The 18,746-nt window shown below is 21.9% G+C and carries 30 protein-coding genes; 15 read left to right on the forward strand and 15 right to left on the reverse strand.

All coding sequences use genetic code 4. From position 1 onward, the window contains the following. Positions 1 to 11: 11 nt before the first annotated feature. Complete coding sequence (locus tag ABWV63_RS04860; RefSeq protein WP_353307041.1) at positions 12 to 1,193, reverse strand: prolipoprotein diacylglyceryl transferase family protein; 1,182 nt, start codon at positions 1,191 to 1,193, stop codon at positions 12 to 14. 244 nt (positions 1,194 to 1,437) lie between these two features. Here ABWV63_RS04860 and ABWV63_RS04865 point away from each other — a divergent pair, with 244 nt between their 5' ends. Next, positions 1,438 to 1,695, forward strand: coding sequence for a hypothetical protein (locus ABWV63_RS04865; RefSeq protein WP_353307042.1), 258 nt, complete (start codon positions 1,438 to 1,440; stop codon positions 1,693 to 1,695). Positions 1,696 to 1,972: 277 nt separating this feature from the next. Here ABWV63_RS04865 and ABWV63_RS04870 read toward each other — a convergent pair whose 3' ends face one another. From ABWV63_RS04870 to ABWV63_RS04895, 6 genes are all read right to left on the reverse strand, one after another. Beyond that, positions 1,973 to 2,233, reverse strand: a complete 261-nt coding sequence (locus tag ABWV63_RS04870; RefSeq protein WP_353307043.1) for a transposase family protein — start codon at positions 2,231 to 2,233, stop codon at positions 1,973 to 1,975. Between the two features lie 20 nt (positions 2,234 to 2,253). Then, complete coding sequence (locus ABWV63_RS04875; RefSeq protein WP_353307044.1) at positions 2,254 to 2,379, reverse strand: hypothetical protein; 126 nt, start codon at positions 2,377 to 2,379, stop codon at positions 2,254 to 2,256. Between the two features lie 117 nt (positions 2,380 to 2,496). Then, on the reverse strand, positions 2,497 to 2,847 hold the full coding sequence (locus tag ABWV63_RS04880; RefSeq protein ID WP_353307045.1) for an IS630 transposase-related protein: 351 nt from the start codon (positions 2,845 to 2,847) through the stop codon (positions 2,497 to 2,499). Then, a complete protein-coding gene (locus ABWV63_RS04885) occupies positions 2,840 to 3,886 on the reverse strand; it encodes an MSC_0882 family membrane protein (RefSeq protein ID WP_353307046.1) in 1,047 nt (348 codons plus the stop codon). The genes ABWV63_RS04880 and ABWV63_RS04885 overlap by 8 nt, the downstream gene beginning before the upstream one ends. 23 nt (positions 3,887 to 3,909) lie before the next feature. Next, on the reverse strand, positions 3,910 to 4,212 hold the full coding sequence (locus tag ABWV63_RS04890) for a hypothetical protein (RefSeq protein ID WP_353307047.1): 303 nt from the start codon (positions 4,210 to 4,212) through the stop codon (positions 3,910 to 3,912). Between the two features lie 123 nt (positions 4,213 to 4,335). After that, positions 4,336 to 5,517 carry a prolipoprotein diacylglyceryl transferase family protein gene (locus ABWV63_RS04895; RefSeq protein WP_353307048.1) on the reverse strand — a complete coding sequence of 394 codons (1,182 nt, stop codon included), beginning with the start codon at positions 5,515 to 5,517 and terminating at the stop codon, positions 4,336 to 4,338. Between the two features lie 245 nt (positions 5,518 to 5,762). On the opposite strand from ABWV63_RS04895, the gene ABWV63_RS04900 reads away from it, so the two are divergent. After that, positions 5,763 to 6,020: a hypothetical protein gene (locus tag ABWV63_RS04900; RefSeq protein ID WP_353307049.1), complete on the forward strand. Its 258-nt coding sequence runs from the start codon at positions 5,763 to 5,765 to the stop codon at positions 6,018 to 6,020. Positions 6,021 to 6,298: 278 nt separating this feature from the next. On the opposite strand, the gene ABWV63_RS04905 is transcribed toward ABWV63_RS04900, so the two are convergent. From ABWV63_RS04905 to ABWV63_RS04935, 7 genes are all read right to left on the reverse strand, one after another. Then, positions 6,299 to 6,559 carry a transposase family protein gene (locus ABWV63_RS04905; RefSeq protein WP_353307043.1) on the reverse strand — a complete coding sequence of 87 codons (261 nt, stop codon included), beginning with the start codon at positions 6,557 to 6,559 and terminating at the stop codon, positions 6,299 to 6,301. A gap of 11 nt (positions 6,560 to 6,570) precedes the next feature. Beyond that, a complete protein-coding gene (locus tag ABWV63_RS04910; RefSeq protein ID WP_353307050.1) occupies positions 6,571 to 6,705 on the reverse strand; it encodes a hypothetical protein in 135 nt (44 codons plus the stop codon). A 128-nt stretch (positions 6,706 to 6,833) separates the two neighbouring features. Then, positions 6,834 to 7,172, reverse strand: coding sequence for an IS630 transposase-related protein (locus tag ABWV63_RS04915; RefSeq protein ID WP_353307051.1), 339 nt, complete (start codon positions 7,170 to 7,172; stop codon positions 6,834 to 6,836). Positions 7,173 to 7,367: 195 nt separating this feature from the next. Further along, a complete protein-coding gene (locus tag ABWV63_RS04920; protein ID WP_353305623.1) occupies positions 7,368 to 7,628 on the reverse strand; it encodes a transposase family protein in 261 nt (86 codons plus the stop codon). A 21-nt stretch (positions 7,629 to 7,649) separates the two neighbouring features. Then, on the reverse strand, positions 7,650 to 8,063 hold the full coding sequence (locus ABWV63_RS04925; protein WP_353307052.1) for a transposase family protein: 414 nt from the start codon (positions 8,061 to 8,063) through the stop codon (positions 7,650 to 7,652). After that, complete coding sequence (locus ABWV63_RS04930) at positions 8,048 to 8,221, reverse strand: hypothetical protein (RefSeq protein ID WP_353307053.1); 174 nt, start codon at positions 8,219 to 8,221, stop codon at positions 8,048 to 8,050. Before ABWV63_RS04930 ends, ABWV63_RS04925 begins: the two co-directional genes overlap by 16 nt. Before the next feature lie 628 nt (positions 8,222 to 8,849). Next, positions 8,850 to 9,248: a hypothetical protein gene (locus ABWV63_RS04935; protein ID WP_353307054.1), complete on the reverse strand. Its 399-nt coding sequence runs from the start codon at positions 9,246 to 9,248 to the stop codon at positions 8,850 to 8,852. A 385-nt stretch (positions 9,249 to 9,633) separates the two neighbouring features. On the opposite strand from ABWV63_RS04935, the gene ABWV63_RS04940 reads away from it, so the two are divergent. The 11 genes from ABWV63_RS04940 to ABWV63_RS04990 all read left to right on the forward strand — a co-directional run bounded on the left by ABWV63_RS04940 (position 9,634) and on the right by ABWV63_RS04990 (position 14,456). Then, complete coding sequence (locus tag ABWV63_RS04940) at positions 9,634 to 9,810, forward strand: hypothetical protein (protein ID WP_353307055.1); 177 nt, start codon at positions 9,634 to 9,636, stop codon at positions 9,808 to 9,810. A 175-nt stretch (positions 9,811 to 9,985) separates the two neighbouring features. Continuing rightward, positions 9,986 to 10,138 carry a MupG family TIM beta-alpha barrel fold protein gene (locus ABWV63_RS04945; protein ID WP_353307182.1) on the forward strand — a complete coding sequence of 51 codons (153 nt, stop codon included), beginning with the start codon at positions 9,986 to 9,988 and terminating at the stop codon, positions 10,136 to 10,138. Between the two features lie 128 nt (positions 10,139 to 10,266). Beyond that, a complete protein-coding gene (locus ABWV63_RS04950; RefSeq protein ID WP_353307056.1) occupies positions 10,267 to 10,737 on the forward strand; it encodes a DUF871 domain-containing protein in 471 nt (156 codons plus the stop codon). A 219-nt stretch (positions 10,738 to 10,956) separates the two neighbouring features. Then, positions 10,957 to 11,172 (forward strand): hypothetical protein, encoded by a 216-nt coding sequence (locus ABWV63_RS04955; protein WP_342261606.1) that lies wholly within the window; start codon positions 10,957 to 10,959, stop codon positions 11,170 to 11,172. Positions 11,173 to 11,226: 54 nt separating this feature from the next. Then, positions 11,227 to 11,295 (forward strand): cysteine peptidase family C39 domain-containing protein, encoded by a 69-nt coding sequence (locus ABWV63_RS04960; protein WP_353307183.1) that lies wholly within the window; start codon positions 11,227 to 11,229, stop codon positions 11,293 to 11,295. Between the two features lie 117 nt (positions 11,296 to 11,412). Next, positions 11,413 to 11,760 (forward strand): IS630 transposase-related protein, encoded by a 348-nt coding sequence (locus ABWV63_RS04965; protein WP_353307057.1) that lies wholly within the window; start codon positions 11,413 to 11,415, stop codon positions 11,758 to 11,760. A 116-nt stretch (positions 11,761 to 11,876) separates the two neighbouring features. Continuing rightward, complete coding sequence (locus ABWV63_RS04970) at positions 11,877 to 12,218, forward strand: transposase (protein ID WP_353307058.1); 342 nt, start codon at positions 11,877 to 11,879, stop codon at positions 12,216 to 12,218. Positions 12,219 to 12,397: 179 nt separating this feature from the next. Next, positions 12,398 to 12,826: a transposase family protein gene (locus ABWV63_RS04975; RefSeq protein ID WP_353307059.1), complete on the forward strand. Its 429-nt coding sequence runs from the start codon at positions 12,398 to 12,400 to the stop codon at positions 12,824 to 12,826. Between the two features lie 23 nt (positions 12,827 to 12,849). Then, the gene (locus ABWV63_RS04980; RefSeq protein ID WP_353305654.1) at positions 12,850 to 13,257 is read left to right on the forward strand and encodes a transposase family protein; all 408 of its coding nucleotides are present in this window, start codon (positions 12,850 to 12,852) and stop codon (positions 13,255 to 13,257) included. A gap of 231 nt (positions 13,258 to 13,488) precedes the next feature. Continuing rightward, complete coding sequence (locus ABWV63_RS04985; protein WP_353307060.1) at positions 13,489 to 13,836, forward strand: IS630 transposase-related protein; 348 nt, start codon at positions 13,489 to 13,491, stop codon at positions 13,834 to 13,836. Between the two features lie 80 nt (positions 13,837 to 13,916). Then, a complete protein-coding gene (locus ABWV63_RS04990) occupies positions 13,917 to 14,456 on the forward strand; it encodes an IS630 family transposase (protein ID WP_353307061.1) in 540 nt (179 codons plus the stop codon). Between the two features lie 14 nt (positions 14,457 to 14,470). Here ABWV63_RS04990 and ABWV63_RS04995 read toward each other — a convergent pair whose 3' ends face one another. Then, entirely contained in the window at positions 14,471 to 14,731 is a 261-nt protein-coding gene (locus ABWV63_RS04995) for a hypothetical protein (RefSeq protein WP_353307062.1), read from the reverse strand. An 810-nt stretch (positions 14,732 to 15,541) separates the two neighbouring features. Between ABWV63_RS04995 and ABWV63_RS05000 the strand changes: the two genes are divergently transcribed. Together ABWV63_RS05000 and ABWV63_RS05005 are read left to right on the forward strand one after the other, a co-directional pair. Beyond that, positions 15,542 to 16,780: an IS256 family transposase gene (locus tag ABWV63_RS05000; RefSeq protein WP_353307063.1), complete on the forward strand. Its 1,239-nt coding sequence runs from the start codon at positions 15,542 to 15,544 to the stop codon at positions 16,778 to 16,780. Between the two features lie 279 nt (positions 16,781 to 17,059). Continuing rightward, positions 17,060 to 18,742: a phospho-sugar mutase gene (locus tag ABWV63_RS05005; RefSeq protein WP_353307064.1), complete on the forward strand. Its 1,683-nt coding sequence runs from the start codon at positions 17,060 to 17,062 to the stop codon at positions 18,740 to 18,742. The last annotated feature ends 4 nt before the right edge of the window (positions 18,743 to 18,746 follow it).

Genomic DNA, 18,746 nt, shown 5'->3' on the forward strand with positions numbered 1-18,746 from the left:
AAAGAATATTATTAATATTCTTTTTTATATGTTCATCCTTCGCTACGTAAATATTTTGCTGCAACAAATTGTGCAAATATTGCTAGAAACAGACCAAAGAAAGTAATCGATAATAAAATTGTATAATCAAGGATTGGACGATTAATTAAAAATAAATCTTCTGGTGGGCGCTGTAACTCTAAAATAAATCTAATTAAATTTCATCCAAAAAAGTAAAGTCCCATTTGAACACCTGCATGCATCATTCGATAATGATGATGATTATTTATTTCATAAAGTTTTTTGCTTTTATTTATATAATCATTAATTTTCTTACCAGAAGGTTTTACTTCTGCTAATGCTTTATTTACTACATTTTTTGGTACTTGATTATAATAGTAAACTTCATTTCACATTTTAGTTCAAGTCAAATGCTTCGGGTCACGATTTACTTTATTTCAATATTTTGGATTAAAAGTTATTTTTCCTCAGTATTTAAAATTATCTTTAAAATCAAATTGAAACTTATCTGGTTCCACTTTTCATGGCTTTTTACCAAATCATTTACCAAGATTTGGAACAATAAATGTAATCGCTAATCATAAACCTAAATTAGCAATCGATTCATAAAGAAATATTGGTGCACGATAAACAATTTCACCATTAATCGTTTCGGGATTACCACTTGGTCCACCAATTAATTTAAAACAATTATCACGAATAAAAGCAGGTAATCATGATAATGAATCATAACTTACAACGTTACCAAGTAATTCATGATTAAAGAAATTACCTCAACGTCCTAATATCTGTCCTAATAAAATATTAGGAATAATTAAATCGCCATATATTCATAATGATATTTTATACTTACGACCAACGAAGTAAAAAATAATTGCGCCAGCAATAATGCCAAATAAAACACCACCATGAATAGACATCCCTGGTTTTCAAAATGCAAATTTTTCAAAAAAACTAATTGACTTATCAGGAACATCCTTGCCGAGAAAACTAGCACCAAATAATGAAGCAGGAATAATAAATATTATTGATCATGCTAAAGAATCAGTAGGAACACGATAACGTTTAAATTTTACTCAATAAGCAATAATTGAAGCAAAAATACCTGACATAATAGCAAATGCATAAACATGAAATCATCCACCATAAGTATCAGTAATGCCGTGAGGTCCAACAAAATCTAAATTTAACATAACAAACACCTCACTTACAAGACGATCTTTTAATATAGAATACCATAATAGAATACCATAACTAACTAAGAATCACAATATAAATAAAGGCAAACAATACATATTAAATATATATTTTTGATAAAGTGTAATTGTAATTGACATTTTTTGAGATTTTTTATTGTATATTATTTTTTGCAAATACAAAAAATAATGTATTTTTGCTAAATCTTAATTTATTTTTTTTAAAAAAAAGGGGATAAAAATGAAATTTAAACAATTATTATTATTAATTACCAGTGTTACAAGTTTAGGGATGATATTATCAAATAATAAAATAATTAATAACAATCAAAATACTACTTTTTTAAATAAAAACAATGTTTCTAAAATTAGTTTTAAGAAAATGACAGGCACTACTGGTGAAATTAATGGTTTAACTTTTAAGGGTGAGCAAACTTATTCTGTTAATAATAAAGGTTTTTTTATAAAAGTGAAAATGGTCAATCTTTTGAAGAAATAAATTTACTTAATTATGATTATAAAATAAAATCACTAATTACAACACCTAATGGAACAATTTACGTTGGAACTTATAATAGACATATTCCGTAAATAAATTTAATCAATTGTCAATAATAATATTTATAAATTTTTTAGTGTTAATAATTATAGAAGTTAATATTTTTAAAAAAATACTTTAAAAATAAATTTATATTTCAAACACAAAAATTGTTAATATTATTTTTATATTAACTTGATAAAAATTTAAATTTTTAAAAAATATTAAAAATATTTTTTTATTTTAATGGTTTTGTTTTATTAAAAATTTCACAAAGTAAGTTAAATCTTAAGTACATAAGTATAAATATACTTTTTCTACATTTATTTATTAAAATTTTGAATCTTTTTAATCAAACAAAAACATGTTCAACTTTAATTCTAATTTTTGAAATAATTTTATTGTAGATTTTTTCTTGTTTAGTCAATTTTTTATTTTTAGTTTTTTTAATTGGTAATATAGTATTTTTATAAATATTTTGTATTCCTTGATATCCCAAATCACCAATAATTATTTTTTTTATGAAAATTCAATATTTGAATTTTTTAATATTTGAAAATCATGTACTTTTCCATTATCAGCAAAAATATCAACAATTTTTTTATTAAAAAAGTCATATATAATTTTAAATTTTATAGAAAACATTCAACTTTTACCAGAAAAATATTCTAACTGTAGTTTTTTTTAGTTGGTCTTTCAATTTCAATTTCAGTTGAATCAATTAAATAAAATTGAAATTCATTTAAATCTTCTTGTTTATTTTTATCTCTTTGTTCATATAGAAAAGTTTTTTTTATTTGTATAATTTAGTTTTTTGAAATAGTTATAAACTGTTTCTTTAGTCATATCATCAAATTTTTCAATTACTTTTTGAACTGTAACATCTTTATTTAGCGCTAAATAATTTTTTAATTCATCTAAATCCTTTATTTTGTGGCTATGTACTTTTTGATAATTAAAAATTGGTTTTATATGCCCAGTTTCTTTTTTTCTTTTTCTTCATAAGAATAAAGTCTTTCTAGTAATATTGAACACTTTACAAATTTCTTTAATTTTCATGTTTTTACTTTCATAGGCTTCTATTACTTTTCTTCGTAAGTCTTCACTAGACATATTCCGTAAATAAATTTAATCAATTGTCAATAATAATATTTATAAATTTTTTAGTGTTAATAATCATACATATTCTATTTATCTTTTTTTTGTATTGATTTAACTCTTGTGCATTAATAATTTCATAGCCATAATAACTTATAATATTACGTTTACGAAATTTAAAAATAACAATATTAATCATATGAATAAAGAAAATAACACCTAAAATAATTGTTAATGTTATTGCATCTTTAATAATATCAGGAACATTAACTGTTCATTTTTGAATAATAAAAGTTAATTTCTGACCACTAATCAAAAACATAATGCCAATAATAATACCAAGAACAATATAACTAATAATACTTATTCAATTAATAATTATCAAGTTAGCATGAATTTTACGATAATTTCTAATTATAAAATTAGGAGGTAATAGCAATCCTTTTAGTGTTCTTTCAATATATAAATCCACTTCTCTTCTTAATGTCACAAATTCAATAATATTAATCAAAATAATAGTAAGAGCAATAATCGCTAATGGAATAGTAATTACAGGATGAGGAATAATTTTTATGTTAATCATACCAAAATATAAACCAATAAAAGTTGAAGCAATAATTAATGTCATAACACCAATAAATAATAAAATCAATTGTTTTAGCTTCTCTGATTTAATTTCTCTGCTAATTGGTTTTGGAATTTTAAAACTATTTTTATAACTAACTATTTCCATAGTATTAAATGTTTGTGGTTGATCATAATACATATCTTTTTCTTTAGTGAATTTTTCATTGATCGGCACTGTCTTTTTTTCTTGTAAAGGTATTATATAAGAACTAGTAACTTGTATATTTTTACCATCATATTTTTTTTCATTATAATCGTTTTCATTAAAATCAGAATTATTAATATTTTCTTTATTTTTATTAATTGGTGGTACAACATTGCTAAAATAAGTGTTATTATTAGTTGATTTTTGATAATCTTCTTTATCTGATAACCTATTTTTTTGTGAAAAAAATTTATCAAATAATTTAAATTTTATTTTAGACATATACATCACCTACATTTAATTAGTTAAAATATTTTTTTCTTTTTAGAAATATGTTTACTTGAATAAAATTTTCTTTGTAATTTAGCAATTTCATGTTCAATTTCCAAAATTTTATCTTCAAATTGATAATCTTTTTCTTCTAAACTTAAGTATCCTTTAATAGAAATCCTTTTGCGTAAATACATTATTAATAAAATTGATAATAATAACAGAAAAATCAAAAGCGCTAATCAACCCATTGAATATAAAAAAGTAGTAATTGGAATCTCAAAACCTAAAAACTTAATGGTATTAGTACTACTATCATCACTTACTACCGCTAACACTAATTTCACCTCATACATTAGTATATAAATATTATAACAAAAACACCAAATCTAATTAATATTATCTATTTAATAGCTTATTTTCTGTTATAATAATTGTTTTAATAATAAAAAAGAATATTATTAATATTCTTTTTCATATGTTCATCCTTCGCTACGTAAATATTTTGCTGCAACAAATTGTGCAAATATTGCTAGAAACAGACCAAAGAAAGTAATCGATAATAAAATTGTATAATCAAGGATTGGACGATTAATTAAAAATAAATCTTCTGGTGGGCGCTGTAACTCTAAAATAAATCTAATTAAATTTCATCCAAAAAAGTAAAGTCCCATTTGAACACCTGCATGCATCATTCGATAATGATGATGATTATTTATTTCATAAAGTTTTTTGCTTTTATTTATATAATCATTAATTTTCTTACCAGAAGGTTTTACTTCTGCTAATGCTTTATTTACTACATTTTTTGGTACTTGATTATAATAGTAAACTTCATTTCACATTTTAGTTCAAGTCAAATGCTTCGGGTCACGATTTACTTTATTTCAATATTTTGGATTAAAAGTTATTTTTCCTCAGTATTTAAAATTATCTTTAAAATCAAATTGAAACTTATCTGGTTCCACTTTTCATGGCTTTTTACCAAATCATTTACCAAGATTTGGAACAATAAATGTAATCGCTAATCATAAACCTAAATTAGCAATCGATTCATAAAGAAATATTGGTGCACGATAAACAATTTCACCATTAATCGTTTCGGGATTACCACTTGGTCCACCAATTAATTTAAAACAATTATCATGAATAAAAGCAGGTAATCATGATAATGAATCATAACTTACAACGTTACCAAGTAATTCATGATTAAAGAAATTACCTCAACGTCCTAATATCTGTCCTAATAAAATATTAGGAATAATTAAATCGCCATATATTCATAATGATATTTTATACTTACGACCAACGAAGTAAAAAATAATTGCACCAGCAATAATGCCAAATAAAACACCACCATGAATAGACATCCCTGGTTTTCAAAATGCAAATTTTTCAAAAAAACTAATTGACTTATCAGGAACATCCTTGCCGAGAAAACTAGCACCAAATAATGAAGCAGGAATAATAAATATTATTGATCATGCTAAAGAATCAGTAGGAACACGATAACGTTTAAATTTTACTCAATAAGCAATAATTGAAGCAAAAATACCTGACATAATAGCAAATGCATAAACATGAAATCATCCACCATAAGTATCAGTAATGCCGTGAGGTCCAACAAAATCTAAATTTAACATAACAAACACCTCACTTACAAGACGATCTTTTAATATAGAATACCATAATAGAATACCATAACTAACTAAGAATCACAATATAAATAAAGGCAAACAATACATATTAAATATATATTTTTGATAAAGTGTAATTGTAATTGACATTTTTTGAGATTTTTTATTGTATATTATTTTTTGCAAATACAAAAAATAATGTATTTTTGCTAAATCTTAATTTATTTTTTTTTAAAAAAAAGGGGATAAAAATGAAATTTAAACAATTATTATTATTAATTACCAGTGTTACAAGTTTAGGGATGATATTATCAAATAATAAAATAATTAATAACAATCAAAATACTACTTTTTTAAATAAAAACAATGTTTCTAAAATTAGTTTTAACAAAATGACAGGCACTACTGGTGAAATTAATGGTTTAACTTTTAAGGGTGAGCAAACTTATTCTGTTAATAATAAAGGTTTTTTTATAAAAGTGAAAATGGTCAATCTTTTGAAGAAATAAATTTACTTAATTATGATTATAAAATAAAATCACTAATTACAACACCTAATGGAACAATTTACGTTGGAACTTATAATAGACATATTCCGTAAATAAATTTAATCAATTGTCAATAATAATATTTATAAATTTTTTAGTGTTAATAATTATAGAAGTTAATATTTTTAAAAAAATACTTTAAAAATAAATTTATATTTCAAACACAAAAATTGTTAATATTATTTTTATATTAACTTGATAAAAATTTAAATTTTTAAAAAAATATTAAAAATATTTTTTTATTTTAATGGTTTTGTTTTATTAAAAATTTCACAAAGTAAGTTAAATCTTAAGTACATAAGTATAAATATACTTTTTCTACATTTATTTATTAAAATTTTGAATCTTTTTAATCAAACAAAAACATGTTCAACTTTAATTCTAATTTTTGAAATAATTTTATTGTAGATTTTTTCTTGTTTAGTCAATTTTTTATTTTTAGTTTTTTTAATTGGTAATATAGTATTTTTATAAATATTTTGTATTCCTTGATATCCCAAATCGCCAATAATTATTTTTTTTCTGAAAATTCAATATTTGAATTTTTTAATATTTGAAAATCATGTACTTTTCCATTATCAGCAAAAATATCAACAATTTTTTTATTAAAAAAGTCATATATAATTTTAAATTTTATAGAAAACATTCAACTTTTACCAGAAAAATATTCTAACTGTAGTTTTTTTTAGTTGGTCTTTCAATTTCAATTTCAGTTGAATCAATTAAATAAAATTGAAATTCATTTAAATCTTCTTGTTTATTTTTATCTCTTTGTTAATATAGAAAAGTTTTTTTATATGTATAATTTTGTTTTTTGAAATAGTTATAAACTGTTTCTTTAGTCATATCACCAAATTTTTCAATTACTTTTTGAACTGTAACATCTTTATTTTGCGCTAAATAATTTTTTAATTCATCTAAATCCTTTATTTTGTGGCTATGTCCTTTTTGATAATTCAAAATTGGTTTTATATACCCAGTTTCTTTTTTTCTTTTTCTTCATAAGAATAAAGTCTTTCTAGTAATATTGAACACTTTACAAATTTCTTTAATTTTCATGTTTTTACTTTCATAGGCTTCTATTACTTTTCTTCGTAAGTCTTCACTAGACATATTCCGTAAATAAATTTAATCAATTGTTAATAATAATATTTATAAATTTTTTAGTGTTAATAATTATAGAAGTTAATATTTTTAAAAAAATACTTTAAAAATAAATTTATATTTCAAACACAAAAATTGTTAATATTATTTTTATATTAACTTGATAAAAATTTAAATTTTTAAAAAAATATTTTTAATATTTTTTTATTTTAATGGTTTTGTTTTATTAAAAATTTCACAAAGTAAGTTAAATCTTAAGTACATAAGTCTAAATATACTTTTTCTACATTTATTTATTAAAATTTTGAATCTTTTTAATCAAGCAAAAACATGTTCAACTTTAATTCTAATTTTTGAAATAATTTTATTGTAGATTTTTTCTTGTTTAGTTAATTTTTTATTTTTAGTTTTTTTAATTGGTAATATAGTATTTTTATAAATATTTTGTATTCCTTGATATCCCAAATCACCAATAATTATTGTTTTTTATGAAAATTCAAGATTTGAATTTTTTAATATTTGAAAATCATGTACTTTTCCATTATCAGCAAAAATATCAACAATTTTTTTATTAAAAAAGTCATATATAATTTGAAATTTTATAGAAAACATTCAAATTTTACCAGAAAAATATTCTAACTGTAGTTTTTTTTTAGTTGGTCTTTCAATTTCAATTTCAGTTGAATCAATTAAATAAAATTGAAATTCATTTAAATCTTCTTGTTTTTTCTCAATTTTTGATTTATATTTTGTTTTTAAAAACTGATAATCTTTGTCATCACTAAGTTTATTTTCTACTCAAGTAATATTTCGAAAACAACTTGATGCACTCATTTTATATTTAATACTCATTTGGAAAAAAGTATAATATTCTTTTCAGTATACTAAAGTCATCATCAATCTTTCTTCAACTGAAAGTTTATATTTTCTACCTTTAGTTTTTTTAAATTTTCTATTTCAATTAATTTTGTTAACATTTCATCAAAATGAAAACTTTTTATACCAAAATATCTATAAAATTGTTCATTTTTTAATTTTTTTAAATTTTCAAAATTCATTTTTATCAACACCTTATTAATTTATTAATAAAGAAATTATAAAATAAATTTTAAATTATTAATTGACTTTTAAAAAATTTATTTACGGAATATGTCTACTGTATGGTTTTGGCATAATTTAATCTTCCTAATCTATTTTAAATATTGCTGAATTGTACTTTTAAATTCAAAAACTGTTTAAATTACATATTATTATTTTACATTATTTATGAGTAAACATTACTTTAGTTAGCTATATATAGTAATACAAAATTATAGTATATCAAAAATAATAATTAAATAAGATAAAAAAGTATAAATGTTTGTTTTTGTTTAATAAACACTAAAAATTTACTTTTTATTAAGTAATTACACAAATTATTTATAATGTAATTGATTTATTTAATTCATAATCATATTCTTTTAAAAGTTGTTTTGAATTGTTTATAATTTTTTTTATTTCTGGTGAATATTGTTCCATTTGTGCTTGTGATACTTCGAACCTGCCTATTCTTATTAGTTAAAGTTCAATTTTTTTACTAATTTTTTCTTCTTTTAATTCAGAAGAACAAGATCATAATTATAATGGTTCATCTGAAAATAGCTTGCTTTCTAATTCTTTGATTTCTTTTCAAATATTTTTAATTTTTTATTCAATTTCTTTAATGTTCATTTTTTCTTTTTTACGTTCTTCATTTAAATTTATTATATATTCTGTAATTCCAAGTTGGTCATCATTAATTTCAAAAAATGTAATTAAAGATGTCAATACCTTGATGCCAGTATTTTTGCTATTTTTTATTATTTGTGCAATATTTGGAAAATCTGTTTTAAATTGTGTTCGGTTTTTTGATTCTTGTTTATTTTCATTATCTTGTAATTGTTTTTCTTCAAATGTTTCGAATTCTTGAGATTGTTGAAGATTTTCCTCATTAACTTTTGTATCATTATCTAAGATTATATTTTCAAATATTTTTAATAAATATTTACCTGGTATTTTTTTGTTAATATTTTTTATTGCTTCTTTTTTTTCTTTTTTCTCATTCATTTTGAAATAGTTTTTCTTTTTCTATATAAGTTAAAGGCATATCTTTTAATCTTTTTTCCTTTCTTTAATTTTAATTTAATAAAAAACCTAATATAAATAAATTTCTATATTAGGAATCAACTTTTATTAAATTATAAATAAATATTAGCATAAAAAATAATTATATTTATAAATTTAATAATTAACACTAATAAATTTAAATTATAGATTTATTAATGTATAAGGTGTATTAAAATTAAGATTAGTGTAGTCAATTTTCTTATTTTTATTTAGAAGTAGTTATTTTATCAAACTAGGAATCCTTTACATTATTTATTGTAAAAATTAAAAATTATTAAGTTACAAAATGATAAAATTAATATATAAAAAGTAAAGGAGGAAGTAAATGGAAAAAATTGGTGCTGCAGTTTATTTACATTTAGCAAATTTAGAAGAAATTAAAAATTATACCGAATTATTAGCCAAGAACAGTATTAAAACTATTTTTACAACTGTAATTAGTTTTAAAAAAAACAGATTATGAAAATTTAAAAAAATTACTATTATTAACACAAATTGCTAAAAAGTATAATATGCATGTTTTTGCAGATATTAATATTGAATTTATTAATGAATTTAATCTGAATCTTAATAAACAACTTGATTTCATAAATTTTTTTAAAATGTATGGTTTATAGGGTATTCGTTGCAACGAAGGAATTGATATTAAACATCAAGCAAAATTAATTCAAAATCGTTTAAATTTTAAAATATTTATTAATGGTTCATATGTTGTTAATGATATCAACTACTTAATATTATTTTATAAAGCTAATGTTAATAACCTTATTAGTTGTTATAATTTTTATCCACAAAGATATACCGGTGCTGATATTGACTTTTTTGTTTAAATCAATCTGAAAGCGTTGTTAATAAAATTCCATTTGCCAGCTTTGTTACATTATTAGGAAAAGATAAAATTGGACCTTGAAAATATAATGATAATTTACCAACATTAGAACTGCATCGTGATTGACCATTGGTAATACAAATTCGTCATTATATTGCTTTATGAATTGATATGATAATTATTGCTAACCAGTTTTTAACAGAATATGGTTTGAAAATGATAAATGAAATTGATTATAAAAATTTATCGTTAAAAATTGAGTTAAATTCTAATATTACTGATAGCGAACAACAGATTCTTTTTGACAAAAATATTCATAAAGTTAGATCTGATTTAGCACGAGATATAATTAGTAGTGTTATTTCTCGAGTTATATATCAAGAATTAGATATTCCTGCTAACAATACTAATCAATGATTAGAAAAAGGTGATGTTTTTATTATTAATAATAAAGCACAAAATTATCGCGGTGAATTGCATATTATTACAAATAAAATTAAAAATGATGGTATTCGTAACGTTGTTGGTAAACTTTCTAAAGAAGATTTAAATTTTATTCCATTTTTATTATCAAACCGTTCATTTAGATTTATTTTATAAATAAATTTTTATTTTATTTATTAAAAACATAAACATTTAAAATATGATAAAATCATTAAGTATTATTAAATAATAGTTAGTAAGTGTGAAATTTTAAAAGATAATCTTACTTTTAATTTTTTTTAAAATAAAAAGTTTAATATTGTATAAAAATATTGATAATTTTTTAATTTACTAATATAATTGTTAAAGTAAAATAAAAAATAGGAGCTGACATGAATGCATTCAGTGAAAAAATCACCATCATCAGACAACAAAGAAAACGAAGAACGAACAAGTAGTGAACAAGAGTTTCAACATCTTTTAAAAGGATTTAGTAAAAAGGCCCAAGAGACTAAAAGAGCAGAAAAAAGACATAAACATTTTCTTTCTGCGCGTGATGAAAAACGCGAAAAACAAAGCGCTGCTGCTAAAAAGAAAAAACATCGTAAGTAATAAAAAGGAAAAAATGGTAATCACTGTTAATTATTATTGGCGGTGATTTTTTATATGAAATATCCTTTTGTTCAACAAGAAACAGAAAATGATTGTGGTTCGGCATGTCTTGCTATGATATAGCTAACTAAAGTAATGTTTACTCATAAATAATGTAAAATAATAATATGTAATTTAAACAGTTTTTGAATTTAAAAGTACAATTCAGCAATATTTAAAATAGATTAGGAAGATTAAATTATGCCAAAACCATACAGTGAAGACTTACGAAGAAAAGTAATAGAAGCCTATGAAAGTAAAAACATGAAAATTAAAGAAATTTGTAAAGTGTTCAATATTACTAGAAAGACTTTATTCTTATGAAGAAAAAGAAAAAAAGAAACTGGGCATATAAAACCAATTTTGAATTATCAAAAAGGACATAGCCGCAAAATAAAGGATTTAGATGAATTAAAAAATTATTTAGTGCAAAATAAAGATGTTACAGTTCAAAAAGTAATTGAAAAATTTGATGATATGACTAAAGAAACAGTTTATAACTATTTCAAAAAACTAAATTATACATATAAAAAAACTTTTCTATATTAACAAAGAGATAAAAATAAACAAGAAGATTTTTTAAAAGAAATAGCTAAAATAATAAATGAAGATTTAGTATATATTGATGAATCTGGAATTGATGATAATGAATTTTATAAATATGGTTGATCTGATTAAAAGCCCTATGAGCATTCGAAGGACATTGCAACAGTAAAATTTTTGAATCATATGTAAAAAATATACTAATTCCAGTATTAAAGCGTGGACAAATTATAGTTTTAGATAATGCAACGTTTCATAAATCTAAATTAACACAACAATTAATTGAAAATGCTGGATGCAAACTATTATTTCTTCCACCATATTCTCCTAATTTAAATCCAATTGAACATTTTTGATTTGCTATAAAAAATAATATAAGAAAAATATTACCAAATTATTGACCAAATATTAAAAAAGCGATTGATTTTGTTTTTCAAGATATGAGTAAACATTACTTTATTTAGCTATAATTTAAACAGTTTTTGAATTTAAAAGTACAATTCAGCAATATTTAAAATAGATTAGGAAGATTAAATTATGCCAAAACCATACAGTAGACATATTCCGTAAATAAATTTTTTAAAAGTCAATTAATAATTTAAAATTTATTTTATAATTTCTTTATTAATAAAAAAATAAGGTGTTGATAAAAATTAATTTTGAAAATTTAAAAAAATTAAAAAATGAACAATTTTATAGATATTTTGTTATAAAACGTTTTCATTTTGATGAAATGTTAACAAAATTAATTGAAATAGAAAATTTAAAAAAAACTAAAGGTAGAAAATATAAACTTTCAGTTGAAGAAAGATTGATGATGACTTTAGTATACTGAAAAGAATATTATACTTTTTTCCAAATGAGTATTAAATATAAAATGAGTGCATCAAGTTGTTTTCGAAATATTACTTGAGTAGAAAATAAACTTAGTGATGACAAAGATTATCAGTTTTTAAAAACAAAATATAAATCAAAAATTGAGAAAAAACAAGAAGATTTAAATGAATTTCAATTTTATTTAATTGATTCAACTGAAATTGAAATTGAAAGACCAACTAAAAAATACAGTTAGAATATTTTTCTGGTAAAAGTTGAATGTTTTCTATAAAATTTCAAATTATATATGACTTTTTTAATAAAAAAATTGTTGATATTTTTGCTGATAATGGAAAAGTACATGATTTTCAAATATTAAAAAATTCAAATCTTGAATTTTCAGAAAAAACAATAATTATTGGTGATTTGGGATATCAAGGAATACAAAATATTTATAAAAATACTATATTACCAATTAAAAAAACTAAAAATAAAAAATTAACTAAACAAGAAAAAATCTACAATAAAATTATTTCAAAAATTAGAATTAAAGTTGAACATGTTTTTGCTTGATTAAAAAGATTCAAAATTTTAATAAATAAATGTAGAAAAAGTATATTTAGACTTATGTACTTAAGATTTAACTTACTTTGTGAAATTTTTAATAAAACAAAACCATTAAAATAAAAAAATATTTTTAATATTTTTTTAAAAATTTAAATTTTTATCAAGTTATAGCTAACTAAATTAATGTTTACTCATAAATAATGTAAAATAATAATATGTAATTTAAACAGTTTTTGAATTTAAAAGTACAATTCAGCAATATTTAAAATAGATTAGGAAGATTAAATTATGCCAAAACCATACAGTGAAGACTTACGAAGAAAAGTAATATAAGCCTATGAAAGTAAAAACATGAAAATTAAAGAAATTTGTAAAGTGTTCAATATTACTAGAAAGACTTTTTTCTTATGAAGAAAAAGAAAAAAAGAAACTGGGCATATAAAACCAATTTTGAATTATCAAAAAGGACATAGCCACAAAATAAAGGATTTAGATGAATTAAAAAATTATTTAGCGCAAAATAAAGATGTTACAGTTCAAAAAGTAATTGAAAAATTTGATGATATGACTAAAGAAACAGTTTATAACTATTTCAAAAAACTAAATTATACATATAAAAAAACTTTTCTATATGAACAAAGAGATAAAAATAAACAAGAAAGATTTGGGACTTTCCTAAAAACTGTGTTTTTTAAATAAATTTTAGTTGTAAAATCACTAAGTTACACAGATTACTAAACATTACCGAAGATATTGATTTAAAAGAAATAGCTAAAATAATGAATGAATATTTAGTATATATTGATGAATCTGGAATTGATGATAATGAATTTTATAAATATGGTTGATCTGAAAAAGGTAAAAGATTATTTGATAATAAACCCGCATATAAAATAAAAAGAATGAGTATAATTGGTTCACTAAATAAAGGTAAATTAAAAGCCCTATGAGCATTTGAAGGACATTGCAACAGTAAAATTTTTGAATCATATGTAAAAAATATACTAATTCCAGTATTAAAGGGTGGACAAATTATAGTTTTAGATAATGCAACGTTTCATAAATCTAAATTAACACAACAATTAATTGAAAATGCTGGATGCAAACTATTATTTCTTCCACCATATTCTCCTAATTTAAATCCAATTGAACATTTTTGATTTGCTATAAAACATAATATAAGAAAAATATTACTAAACATTACTTTAGTTAGCTATATATGGTCAGAAAAAATAAGTGGTAAACAAAAAATACATTTGTATTTTGATACAATAAAACAAAATGCTAATGATGTAGTATGAGATGGAAAATATCCATAAGGGTACTTTAATCATTAAATTTCGATATTTATATAAGAAATATTTTCATTATATTTATCAAATAGATTAATACTTTTTAAGTTGATTTCTTGTTTATCTGTTATTAAAATCAAATCATAATTACTAGCACCAAATATTCCACGAATTTCAATCCGATTTAAATTATTAATTGGATTTTCAATTTTTAATTGAAAATCATTATCATTATCAATTTGTGAAATTTCTTTATAAAATTCTAATTTAGAAAATAATTGTGATTGATTTGAACCATACAAATTTAAAGCATTTTCAATTTTATTATTATTAATAATTGCTCTAGTGAAATATTTTCTATATTCTCCATTACCAAGTGTTCAATCAGCAAGAATTAATGATGGAATATTATTGGTTTCTAATTCGTTTGTAATAGATAATCAGTTAAATTGATTATCATCAAGTTTAAATAATTATGGATGGGTTACAATTTATTGGACACTAATTACGTAGACAAGTGAACAAATTAGTTAAAAGAAATGAATTATAATTATGGCCAATATTAACTCATATTCAGATTAATTTAAAAAACAAATAGTAGCTTTATATCAAAGCGGTAAGTCAGTGTCTTGTCTTGCTAAATAGTACAATGTTACAATAGCAGCTACTTATAATTGAATTAAACAATTTACTAATTCAGGCAGTTTTAAAATCAAAGATAACCGTTCTGTTGAAGAAAATGAATTAATTAAATTAAGAAAAGAATTAAAACAATTAAGAATGGAAAATGATATTTTAAAGCAAGCAGCACTAATAATAGGCAGAAAATAGAAATTATTACTAAAAATAAAGTTAAATATAAAATTCGTACAATGTGTCGTTTTTTAAAAATCTCTAAATCAACATTTTATTTTAATTTCAAGAAAAAAGAAGATAAAATTCAAAATAATATAGCTAACTAAAGTAATGTTTGCTCATATATTGAAAAACAAAATCAATCGCTTTTTTAATATTTGGCGGTAATGTTTAGTAATCTGTGTAAATTACAAAAATAACTATGTTTAATTAATTCTAGTAAATAAAATTAAATAACTAGAAAGAGTGAGTTATGTATGTCTAAAAAACAAAATATTAATAATAATGATCCGATATCAAAAGCAGTAGATTTATTACTAGAAAATACTGAAGATTTAACAACAGTTTTTAAAGAGGGAGGTTTATATAAAGAATTAACAAAAAGATTAGTTGAAAAAATGTTGAATTCTGAAATGCAAAATTATTTAGGATATGAAAAAAATCAACATAATACTAGTGAAAATGCTCGTAATGGTATAAATTCAAAAAAATTAATAACTCAACAAGGTAAAATTAAGATTAATGTACCACGAGATCGTAATATTAATTTTGAGCCAGTAATAGTTGCAAAAAGACAAAGAAGATTTGATGGTTTTGATCAACAATTTCTTTCATTATATGCCAAAGGCATGACTTTATCAGATATTAGAATGCAGTTACAAGAGTTATATCATGGTGCTGATATTATTGAAAGTGTTATTAGTCAAATTACTGATGATGTTATTGATGATGTTAAAGCATGACAAAATCGGCCATTAGAAAGTGTTTATCCGATTGTTTATTTTGATTGTATAGTAGTTAAAGTACGACAAGATAAACGCATTATTAACAAATCAGTTTATATAGCACTAGGAGTTGATTTAGAAGGTAAAAAAGATGTTTTAGGTTTATGAATTAGTGAAAATGAAGGTTCTAAGTTTTGATTATCTAATTTCACAGAAATGAAAAATCGAGGCTTAAATGATATTCTTATTGTTTGTAGTGACAATTTAACAGAAATGTCAGAAGCGATACAATCAGTTTATCCTAAAACCGAACATCAATTATGCATAGTCCATCAAATTAGAAATAGTTTAAAATATGTTTCATACAAACATAGAAAATCACTAGTTACAGATTTAAAACCAATTTATAGTGCATGTAGTGAAGAACAAGCAATGCAAGCTTTAGAATCTTTTGAAAGTAAATGAAATAAACAATATCCTCAAATTGCTAAATCATGATATAAAAATTGAGATAATTTAATGGTTTTTATTAGTTATCCTGCAGAAATCAAAAGAGTTATTTATACAACAAATGCTATTGAATCTGTTAATAGTCAATTACGAAAAGTTATTAGAAATAAAAAAGTTTTTCCAAATGATATGGTAGTTTTTAAAATATTTTACTTAGCAATTGAAAATATAACAAAAAAATGAACACTGCCCATTCAAAATTGAAATACAGCAATTGCTCATTTTATGATAAAATTTGAAGATAGAATTAATCTAAACTAGTAACTTTGTAAAAAGATACACAGATTTTTAAAAAGCCTCAGTTTTGAAACTATAATTTTGTGTTTGATTTAGATACATGTGGGGATAATTTCCTATATAGGCTTTTATCTCCATTTATGTGATAAAATTTAAAAATAGTACATAAAGGGATAAAAGCCTTATTTTTTATTATTTAATTAAAAGTTTCTGTTTAGATTAACTACTAAAATTTATTTTATTCTTATTTTATAGTATGATTTACCTATAAACTTATTTTTTTATTATAAAGGAGAAATAATAATGAATGTACTAAAAACATATGAGATTTGAAAAAAGCAAAACTTACCACAACACTTAAAAAAACAATTAACTACAATGTCTAAAAATGAAATTGAAGATGCTTTTACTAGAACTTTAGAATTTGGTACAGCTGGCATGCGTGGTATTACTGGAGTTGGTACCGGCAGAATTAATGAAATTATTATTATGAAAGCAACTGTCGCATTTATTCAATATTTAAAATCTGCTTTTTCTGAAAAAGACTTACTTCGTGGCGTTATTATTGCTCATGATAATCGTCACTTTTCAGCAGAATTTACAATGTTAACAGCAAAAACTTTAGCCAAACATAAAATTCCTGTTTTTTTATTTAAAAATAATGATTTAAGACCAACACCAGTACTTTCATATAGTATTAGAAAAGTTAATGCTCTTGCTGGAATTGTTATTACGGCCAGTCATAATCCTCCTGAATATAATGGTTATAAAATTTATGATCAATACGGCTGTCAATTCCTTCCTAATGTTACCAATATAATTAGCAATAAAATGGAACAATTGTCTGATGATTTTCAATTAACATTCGATTATGATACTAACCTAATTAAAGAAGTGCCTTCAACAGTAGAAGATAATTATCGTAATGATATTAAAAATTTACAGTTTTATCCACAAGTTAAAAATCGTAACTTTAAAATTGTATTTTCTAATCTACACGGTACTAGTCGTGAATGAGTTAAACCAATTTTAGAACAATGCGGTTATGAAATTATTTTAGTAACAGAGCAAGCTAACTATGATCCTGATTTTAAAGGTGTGGTGTCGCCCAATCCCGAAGTAAAACCAACATTTGATTTAGCAATTAAACACGCTAAAAAACATGATGCACCATTAATTATTTTAAATGATCCTGATGCTGATCGCATTGGTATTGCTGTAAAACATAATAATGATTATGTATTATTAACAGGTAATGAAACAGCACCAATTTTATTAGAATATTTATTAAGCCATTATCAACTTAATAAAACAATGCCAAAAAATCCCGTTATGTACAATACATTTGTTACTTCCAATTTATCTGATATGATTGCTAAATCATACGGATGTCAAGTCATTAAAACGTTAACTGGCTTTAAATGAATTGGTGCAGAAATGCTAAAAGAAAAAGCACGTAACATTAACTTTGTTTTTGGTTTTGAAGAAGCATATGGTTATGTTATTAAAGATATTACTCGTGACAAAGATGGTATTCAATCAGCAATAGTAGCGGCAGAAGCGGCTTGATATTATCAAAATTCACAAAAAACATTAGTTGATATTTTAGAAAATATTTATCAAAAATTTGGATATTATTACTGTTATACTGTTAATCTTATTTTAAAAGGAAAAACAGGACAAAATACTATTAATAATATGTTAGAAACATTAAGAACTAGTAAAATACCAACACTTAATAATATTAAAACAATTAAAGTTGAAGATTATCAAACTGGTTTACATGGAATGCCATCGCAAAATTTACTAAAATTTTACTTCAGTGATGGTTCATGATTTGCTGTTAGACCTAGTGGAACTGAGCCAAAAATTAAATTCTATTTTGTTTGTGTTGATAAAACCATTAATGATGCACAATTAAAAATGAAAAAAATGTATGAAGAATTAGCTATCAAATATATAAATATCAAAGATATAAAATGATAGAAAG

It is taken from the genome of Spiroplasma ixodetis, assembly GCF_040369795.1.
Taxonomy (GTDB): Bacteria; Bacillota_I; Bacilli_A; order Mycoplasmatales; family VBWQ01; genus Spiroplasma_E; species Spiroplasma_E ixodetis_B.